General features: G+C 64.4%; 6 protein-coding genes. All 6 read left to right on the top strand.

The annotated features are described in order from the left end of the window. On the top strand, nucleotides 1-392 hold a 392-nt coding region (locus H926_RS0119235; RefSeq protein ID WP_028658244.1), incomplete at its 5' end, for an FAD-binding oxidoreductase. Nucleotides 393-494: 102 nt separating this feature from the next. Next, the gene (locus H926_RS0119230; protein ID WP_022677748.1) at nucleotides 495-2,432 is read left to right on the top strand and encodes a CocE/NonD family hydrolase; all 1,938 of its coding nucleotides are present in this window, start codon (nucleotides 495-497) and stop codon (nucleotides 2,430-2,432) included. A gap of 211 nt (nucleotides 2,433-2,643) precedes the next feature. Continuing rightward, nucleotides 2,644-3,642, top strand: a complete 999-nt coding sequence (locus H926_RS0119225; protein ID WP_082209252.1) for a LysR family transcriptional regulator — start codon at nucleotides 2,644-2,646, stop codon at nucleotides 3,640-3,642. A gap of 349 nt (nucleotides 3,643-3,991) precedes the next feature. Continuing rightward, nucleotides 3,992-6,253 carry a TonB-dependent siderophore receptor gene (locus tag H926_RS0119220; RefSeq protein ID WP_022677746.1) on the top strand — a complete coding sequence of 754 codons (2,262 nt, stop codon included), beginning with the start codon at nucleotides 3,992-3,994 and terminating at the stop codon, nucleotides 6,251-6,253. Between the two features lie 20 nt (nucleotides 6,254-6,273). Next, the gene (locus H926_RS0119215) at nucleotides 6,274-8,073 is read left to right on the top strand and encodes an ABC transporter ATP-binding protein/permease (protein WP_028658242.1); all 1,800 of its coding nucleotides are present in this window, start codon (nucleotides 6,274-6,276) and stop codon (nucleotides 8,071-8,073) included. Continuing rightward, nucleotides 8,070-9,087, top strand: a 1,018-nt coding sequence (locus tag H926_RS29015) for a TldD/PmbA family protein (protein ID WP_022677744.1), incomplete at its 3' end; no start/stop codon positions are given. The genes H926_RS0119215 and H926_RS29015, both read left to right, overlap by 4 nt.

Raw genomic sequence — 9,087 nt, 5'->3', positions numbered from 1 at the left:
GGCCGCACGAATGGCTTGATACCGATCCTGCCGGCCCCACCGCGCGCCCATCGACGCCGCTGGCGCGCAACCTGGCGCGGCGCGTGGCCGAACTGCTGCCGGGCGCCGCACATCTCAACGTGATCCGCTCGTGGTCGGGCATCATCGAGAACACGCCGGATGGGCGCCCGATCATCGACCGGCTGACTCACCCCGAAAACGTCACGATCGCCACGATGTCGGGCGTCGGCTTTGGCCTGTCGCCGGCTTCGGGCCATGCCATCCGCGATCTGGTGATCGACGGGCAGGTCAGCTTTGCCGAGATCGACAAGCTCGCCCTGTCACGCTTTGCCGACCTGGCGCCCGATTGGCGCAGCCAGCGCGGGTGGGAGGCCCTGGCCAGCGCGGCGTGAAGCGCTGGCCAATGTCCGTTTGTCTTTGCGCGATCGCGCGGTAGTAAGGTTTCCCGCGCAACCACCCTGCGCGCCTTCCTGCTGTTCGAAAGTTGCACCCCCATGCGCGCATTCCTGTCATTGGCAACGGCTTCCCTGTTTTCGCTCGCCATCGCCGGCCCTGCCCTGGCGCAAGGCGCCGCCCCGGCGGCCGATGCCCCCGTCACGCCGATGACGCCCGATGTGATCGCGCATTTTGACCAGGTGCTGCCCTCGGCCGATTTCATCCGGCGCGAAGCGATGGTGCCGATGCGCGATGGCACCAAGCTCTATACCGTGATCGTGATGAAGAGGGGCACGCGCGGCGGCCCGATCCTGCTCTCGCGCACGCCCTATGACGCCTGGGGATCGACACACCGCGTGGCGAGCCAGCGCATCGTCGATATCCTGGAAACGATGGACGCCGAATTTGCCGAAGACGGCTATATCCGCGTCTATCAGGACATTCGCGGCATGCACCGTTCCGAAGGCACCTATATCATGAACCGGCCGATCGCCGGGCCGCTCAACAATACCGGCATCGATGAATCGACCGATGCCTATGACACGATCGACTGGTTGGTGAAAAACGTGCCGGAAACCAACGGCAAGGTGGGCGTGATCGGCTCGTCCTACCTCGGTTTCACCACGCTGATGGCCGAAATCAATCCGCATCCCGCATTGAAGGCCGCCGTGCCGGAAAGCCCGATGGTCGATGGCTGGATGGGGGATGACTGGTTCCACAATGGCGCGTTCCGCGTTACCTCGTTGAGCTATGCCACCACGCAGGTGGTCAACAAGGGCGATGGCGGCGGCGATTTCGCGCTGGGCAAGGGGGATGATTACACCCGCTGGCTGGAAGCGGGATCGGTGGGTGATTTTGCCGCCAAGCTGGGCATCAGCCAGGTTCCGGGCGTGCGCAAGTGGCTGGAAAACCCCGCTTACACTCCGTTCTGGTCAGAGCAGGCGGTCGACAAGTGGCTGGCTGCCCGGCCTTTGACCGTGCCGACCATGCTCGAAGTGGGGCAGTGGGACCAGGAAGACAGCTATGGCGCGCCCGCCGTCTATCGCGCGCTGGAGCCCAAGGACAAGAACAACGACATGGTCACCCTGGTGATCGGCCCGTGGCGCCATTCGGGCGCCAACCACGGCGGATCGAGCCTGGGCGCGCTCGATTTCACTGGTGACACCGCGCACGAATGGCGCGTGAAGTATCTGAAGCCCTTCTTCGATCACTGGCTCAAGGATGCGCCCGATCCGCACACGCCGCCAGTGTTGACGTATGCCACCGGCATCAACCAGTGGCAGGAAAGCCCGCGCTGGCCGATGGGTGCGGGCCAGGCGCTCTATCTGGGGGCCAATGGCAGTGCCGGCTTTGCCAAGCCCGCGGCGGCCGGGCACGACGATTATGTCAGCGATCCGGCCCATCCCGTGCCGTTCATTCCGCGCCCGGTCGACATGGACGATGGCGCGCAGTGGAAGCCCTGGCTGGTGCACGACCAGCGCTTTGTCTCCGGCCGGCCGGACGTGGCCGAATGGCAGACCGCCACGCTCGACAAGCCGGTGCACATCATGGGCGCGCCCGAGGTGGACCTCTATGCCGCCACAACCGGCACCGACAGCGACTGGGTGGTCAAGCTGATCGACGTCCATCCCAACGATGTGCCCGAGGCCGCCGACCAGGGCGGGCGCCCGTCGATGGCGGGATACGAACTGCCGATCGGCATCGAGATCTTCCGCGGTCGCTATGCGCAAAGCTTTGCCAAGCCTGCGGCGCTCAAGCCGGGGCAGGTGGTGCACTATCATTGGGCGCTGCCCAACGTGAACCACGTGTTCCTGCCGGGCCACAAGCTCAAGGTGCAGGTGCAGTCCACGCTGTTCCCGCTCTATGACCGCAACCCGCAAACCTTTGTGCCCAATATCATGTTTGCCAAGCCCGGCGACTATCGCAAGGCAACGCAGAGCGTGTGGTTCGGCGGCGATAAGGCCAGCGCGGTGGTGCTGCCGGTGGTCGCCGAATAGCGGTCTCCTGCGCTGGCGGTGGCCTTTTTGGGATCCCCGATGCTGTGTCGGCTGGGGGCAAGGGGCGTGTGCGCGGTAGCGTGCCAGCGCTTTCGCGCCCAGGGCCGATATGGCACAGTGACGCGCAATCCCAAGCCTGTGGCAGACGCGAGGCGTTCAACCCGCTTCGCCTGCTGCGGCGCCGAAGGGAAGGTACGAAGGACTGGCTAACTTGCGCATCGATAAACCCAGGGGGGACAGGGGCCGTAGCCCGGCCGAGACCCCGGAGCCCCCGGTTCATCGCCTCAACCTCAACCTGCTTTATCCGCTCGACGCGATTCTTCATGCGCCGACGCTGACCGAGGCGGGGCGACGGGTAAGGCTCAGCCAGTCTGCCATGAGCCATGCGCTGCGCCGCCTGCGCGACCATTTCGGCGATGACCTCGTCATTCATCATGCGGGTGGGGACCAGCAATTGACTTCCCTCGGCATGGCGCTGCGTAGCGAGGTTCGCCGCGTGTTGCGCGATGTGGACGGGACACTCAACTTCGCATTGTCGTTTGATCCGTCGACCAGCACGGGTACGATCACCGTTGCCGCATCCGACGTGGTCGAGCAGATGTTGCTTGGCCCTGTGGTCCAGCGCCTGTTGGCGGCCGCTCCCGGCCTCGCGATCAACATCGTTCCGCTGGATATCGATGTGCCGCAACGCGCCCTGGATCGTGGCGCCGACTTGCTGTTGCTGCCGGCGGAACTGGCATTGCCCGACCTGGAAACGCTCCCCATCCTTACGGAATATATTTCCTGTCTGATATGGACGGGCCATTCCGAACTTGCCGACCGGTTCGACATAGACGAGGCCCAGTATCGCGGCGCGCGCCACGTCATCGCCGGCGACGAGCGGATGCTGACCATGACGGTCGATCGGAGCACGGCCGACCTGCTCAAAGCACGTCGCATTGCGATGCGCACCAGTTCGCAGGCTGCCCTGCCGGGGATCATCATCGGCAGCGATCTGTTGGCGACCGGCAGCAGTTGGCTGTTTCAGTACTTCGCTTCGATCATGCCGGTCAGGGCCGTCGCGGCGCCATTCGTGCAGGAAGGCGTCGTGACCGTGGCGCAATGGCCAGCCTATCGGCGACGGGATCCCATGCTCGCCTGGTTCGTGGCCCAGATCGAGGCCTACGTCGCACTGTTTTCAGCCAACGTCAGGGCCAGAGATGGCCATTGAACGTGTTCATGCCCGGCATGAACACTTCGAATTTGCGTGTAACCCAAGGGACGCATAGCTTCGGCTTCGACAGCAAAATCCCGCTGGTGCCAAGGGCGCGAAGACAGGGAATGCCGTCGCGCAGGAGGACGGCCGCGGTCGCACCCGATCGGGAAGCGACTGATCTTTCGCCGTAAGGCGAGTCCGTTTTTTGTCACAGGGTCTTGGGTTCACCGGACGGGCAACTGCGCCCGTCTGGGGATGGCGCTCGACCGTGGGGGGAGGGAGTTGCATCGTGCACATGACTGCTAAACGCCGTTGTCTTTTGAGCGCCGCAAGCCTGGGTATTCTCGCGCTGGGGGGCGCCGCAATGCCTTCGACTGCGTCGGCGCAAGGTGCGCAGGCCAGCACGGCCATCGACCTGCCAGCAATGCCGATGGCCGAAGCGCTTCAGGCGATTGCAGCGCGAACGGGTGAGCCGATCAATTACGATCCCGATGCGGTCAAGGGCCTGACCTCGCGGCCGATACGCGGTGCGACGGATGCGCAACACGCGGTCCAGGCGGCGATCAAGGGCAGCCACCTTGTGGTCATGCCGGGGTCACAGGAAGGGCTGGTTGTCGCCAACGACATCATCGTTACCGCCCTGCGTGACGAGGCGGAAACGAGCGTGCTCGTCCGCCAGGCGACCACGTCCGATCGCAACGGCCTGGGCCTGCGCAATCAACCGCGCAACACCCAGGTCATTACCGCCAAGACGATCGAGGAGCAGCAGGCCCTCAACATCACCGATATTCTGCGCAATGCCGGCAGTGTTTCGGTGCTGTCCAACAGCCCGAACAGCGGCGCCAGCTATACGATCCGCGGTTTTTCCGCCGCGGGCCTGGTCAATGGCCTATCGACGACATCGCAATACGGTGTCAGCGCGGGTGCGGATCAGCCGGTCGCCAATATCGAGCGGGTCGAAATCCTGAAAGGCCCTGATGCGCTGATGGCCGGCTTTGGGAACCTGGGCGGCAACGTCAACGTGGTGACGAAAAAGCCCAGCGCCGAGCAGCGCCTTGCCGTCAGCCTTGATACCGGGTCGTTCGGGCTGGTGCGCGGCGTGGTCGATGGCAATAATGCGATCACCGCCGATAAGAAGCTGTCGGCGCGCTTCATCGCCAGCGCGCAGACGATGGATCATAACTATGGCGGCTATACCGGTGACAAGAGTTGGCTGGTTGCGCCTTCGCTACGCTACAAGGACCGCCTGACCGACATCATCATTGGTGTCAGCATCAACGAGGCGACGAGCGGTATTGGCGCGTTCACGCTGTTCGACAACAAGACGCGGCAACTCATCGATCGCGACCCGTCCCGGCCGATCTACGCGGCCAACCAGGGCATCAAGATCAACACCAACCGCTATTACTTCGAGGCGACGCGGCAACTCGTGCCCGGCATCGACCTCGTCGCGCGTGGATCGCACGATGATACCCTGTTAACGACCCGGGCCGCCAGCGTCGGCTACAGCCGCCAGGGCGCGTTGATAGCTGACACCCAAGGGTCGCAGCAGGATGGCTCGTCCAACGCGCTGGACACCTTCCTGCGCATCAAGACTCAGCCTGCCAAGGGCCTGAAAGCCAATTTCAACCTTGGCTACAACTACAGCGATGGTTCGGCCGCGCAGCGCAGCGGGCTGGTCTATAACCGCGCCACCAACCCATCACTGGGCGCCAATACTCCCTTGGTCGTGATCCCGTGGTCCTCGTTCGGCAACTTGCAACTTATCAGCGGCGGCAAGCAGAACGGCGTCTATGGCCAGGCCCTGATCGAGTTCTGGAAGCTCAAGATTCTCGGCGGCGTGCGCAAGAACTGGTTCGAGACTACGTCACAGACGTTCTTTGCCGGGCCTTCCCCCGTGCTGATGCAGCGCAAGAACGGCACCTCGCCCAGTGCCGGCATTATCCTGGATGCCACCCCTGACCTTTCGATCTTTGCCAATTACGCGCGCGGCGAGCAGGCCACGTTCACCGCGGCCAAGGACGGCAGCATCCTGCCCAATGTGATCACCACCAACAAGGAAGCGGGCATCAAGCTCGATCTCTTCCACAAGCGTGCGACGATCAACGCGTCGTATTTCGATATCCAGCAGGATAACATCATCATTCGGGATCCGGCTGACCCCACCAACCTGTTGCCCGGACCGGGCCAGCGCGGCCGCGGCGTGGACCTGAACATTGCCGGACAGCTGTTGCGGGGGTGGACGGTGCTGGCATCGTTGACCCGCACCAATTACAAGCTGTTGACGACCAACGCCCTGCAGACCGTCGTCGCGCAGCAACCGCGCGATACCTACAGCGTCTATTCGACCTATCGGACAAAGCTTTCGGACGACCTCAGCGGCGGTGTGGCGGCGGGCCTGTACGGACGATCAAGTTCCTTTGCCAATCTGCTGGGACAATATGTCGTGCCGGCGTCGCGGCAGGTGGACGCCAACGTGTTCCTGAGCTTCAAGGGTTTCAACCTCAATCTGGGCGTCCGCAACGTCTTCGATCGGCGGAACTACGGCTCGGCCTCGGTCTATACCTACGTGCCGGTGGGCGAGCCGCGCACGGTGCGTCTCAGCATTTCCAAGCGCCTTTTCTGACTGGGTATAATCGAGCGATGATGCCACCGCCTGCCAATGTCGAGGAGGCCCGCCGCGAAGCGGGCCTCCAGTCCAACCAACCGGCACGGGAGCGCTGGGCCCACGCGTGGCGGTTGACCACGCGATACTTCGTGTCCGACGATTGGAAATGGGCGTGGTTTCTGGTGGCGTGCTATTGCGCGATCGAAGTAGGCACGACCTATGCGCTGTTGCTGGCCAACCAATGGCAGCGCCACTTCTATGATGCGATCGAGCAGCGCCAGGGTGGGCTGTTCCTGTCGCTGGTTCTTGCTTTCGCGACCATCATTGCAATTCAGATCGGCACGGCGACTGCCCACAATATCGTCGGCTGGACGCTGTCGATCCGGTGGCGGCAATGGCTGACGAACTGGTATCTGGGCCGCTGGTTCGCGCGCGATCGCTTTTACGAGATCGAGCGGCTGCGGATGATCGACAATCCCGACCAGCGCATCGCCGAGGATGTGAAGGAATTCACCTCCATGGGCCTGATCTATGGCACGTCCCCGCTCAGCATCCTGGTTTCGCTGGTGTTCAGCCTCGTGCGGGCGATCGCGTTTGCCGCCATATTGGTGCAGACGGCGAGACCGCTTGCCATTCCCTTGTTTGGCTACCGCATCCCGCTGCCCGGTGGCGACCTTGTCTGGTTCGCCATCGGCTATGTCCTGTTCGGCACGGTGCTTATCGCCTGGATCGGCAAGCCGTTTGTCCGGCGGCGCATGCGGGAGCAGCATTACGATGCCGATTTCCGCAGCGAACTGCTCCACGTCCGGCGCAACAGCGAACAGATCGCCTTTTCAGGCGCCCAGGGCATCGAACTGCACGGCCTTCGCCAGACCTTCGCCAACATCAGGCGCAACTGGTATCGGCTGATGCTGGCCAATGCCGGGTTGCAGGCGGGGCAGAGCATTTATCAGCAGGTCATGGCGATCGTGCCGCTGTTCCTGACAGTGCCCAAGTATTTCGCTGGCGCCATTACGTTCGGACAGGTGCAGGCCGCCCGCGATGCCTTTACACAGTTTTCCAGCAACTTGTCTTATATCGTTCTCGGCTATCCGGGCATCGCACGCCAGATCGCCAACTTCAACCGCTTGAAGGCCCTGGACGACGCGATCGATCACGAACGCCCGCGCGGCATCGGCTTTGCGCCGGGCGGCACGCCGGATGGCGTGGCCATCAGCGCAACCGGCTTGATGCTGCGCCGCCCGAATGGGGAGCCCCTGCTGTCGGTGGCGGACTGGACGATCCGCGACGGCGAGCGCTGGGTGATCGAAGGGCCTTCGGGTACGGGCAAGACCACGCTGCTGCGCGCCATGGCTGGCCTCTGGCCCGACGGGACGGGCCAGGTGGCGATGACCCGGCGCGGCACGGCGATGCTGGTGCCGCAGCGGCTCTACCTCCCGCTCGGCACGCTCAAGAACGCGATCTGCTTTCCCGATCGGTCGGAAGATCATAACGATGCGACCATCGCGGCATTGCTCGAACGCGTGCGGCTCGACGCCCATGTCGCGGACATGCACGCGCTGCGCATGTGGCAGGACGAACTGTCGCCAGGGGAGCAGCAGCGCGTGGCGCTTGCCCGCATCCTGCTGCAGCGGCCCAGCCTGCTGGTGCTGGACGAGGCGACGAGCGCGCTGGACGCAGACAATGCAGCGTATTTCTATCAAGCAGTCCTGGATGCGATGCCGCACGCGACCATCGTCAGCGTCGTCCATAACGAGCGGTTGGCGGCCTATCACACCCACCGCCTGACCCTGCATCATGGCCATGCCAGCTTTGCGCGGGTTGAGGGCGCGGCATGACCGCTTTGTTGACCCACGATGAGGCGGCCTTGCGCGATGCCGCGCAGTGGGCGGTCGAACAGGCGGCCAAGCGCGGCGCGCGGGCGCGCGCCTCGGTTCGGCATGAGGGCATCGCCAAGACGGCAGTGCGCGATGGCGAGATCGAGATGGCCGAGCGCAGCGGCAGCCAGAGCCTTGGCTTGACCGTGTTTCACAATGGCCGCCGGGGATCGGCCTCGACCGCGGGATTCGACCGGGCGGCGATCGACCGCGTGGTGGAAGAGGCGATGCTGATCGCCGCGCATGTCCAGCCCGATCCCGATGCCGATCTGCCGCCGGCCGATCGCCTGGCCTTTGCCGGCCCCGCGCCGTTGCTCTATGGCGACAGCCCGCGCAGTGCCCAGGCGACGCTGGAAGCAGCGCGCGCGCTGGACCGGATTACCGCCGAAATCGCTGCGTCGGACAGCCGGCTGCGCGCCGGGGAGTCCGTGGCCTTGGCCACCGAGGGCCTGTGGGCCCTGGCGACCAGCGACGGGTTCTGTCGCACTGCATTGCGCTCCAACGATGCGCGCTGGACGGTGATGCTGGCGCAGGACGATGGTGGCAGCATTTCCGATTTCTGCCAGTCGCAGGAACGGCGGATTGAGGCCCTGATCGCGCCCGAAACGCTGGCGCGCGACGCGGCGGCGCGCGCGCGCCGGGCACTGGGTGCGCGGGCCATGGGCAGCCGCCGTTGCGCGGTGTTGTTCGACCCGCGCACGGCCGCAACCCTGATCGACATCGTGGCTGGCGCGCTGAACGGGGCGTCGCAATATCGGCGCATGAGCTTCCTGCCAGACCCGGTGGGGCGCTGCGTAGCCGCCGCGCATCTGGACCTGCGCGAAGATCCGTTCGAACCTTTGGGGCTGGCAAGCGGCGGCTTCGATAGCGAGGGGATCGCCGGCTCCTCGCGCGCGATCCTGCGATCGGGTGTTGTCGAGGGCTTGTTCCTGTCAAGCTTTTCCGGCCGCAAGCTGGGAATGGCATCGACGGGCA

Source organism: Novosphingobium sp. B-7, assembly GCF_000410615.1.
Lineage (GTDB): Bacteria > Pseudomonadota > Alphaproteobacteria > Sphingomonadales > Sphingomonadaceae > Novosphingobium > Novosphingobium capsulatum.
This window is presented reverse-complemented; position numbering and strand designations above follow the sequence as displayed.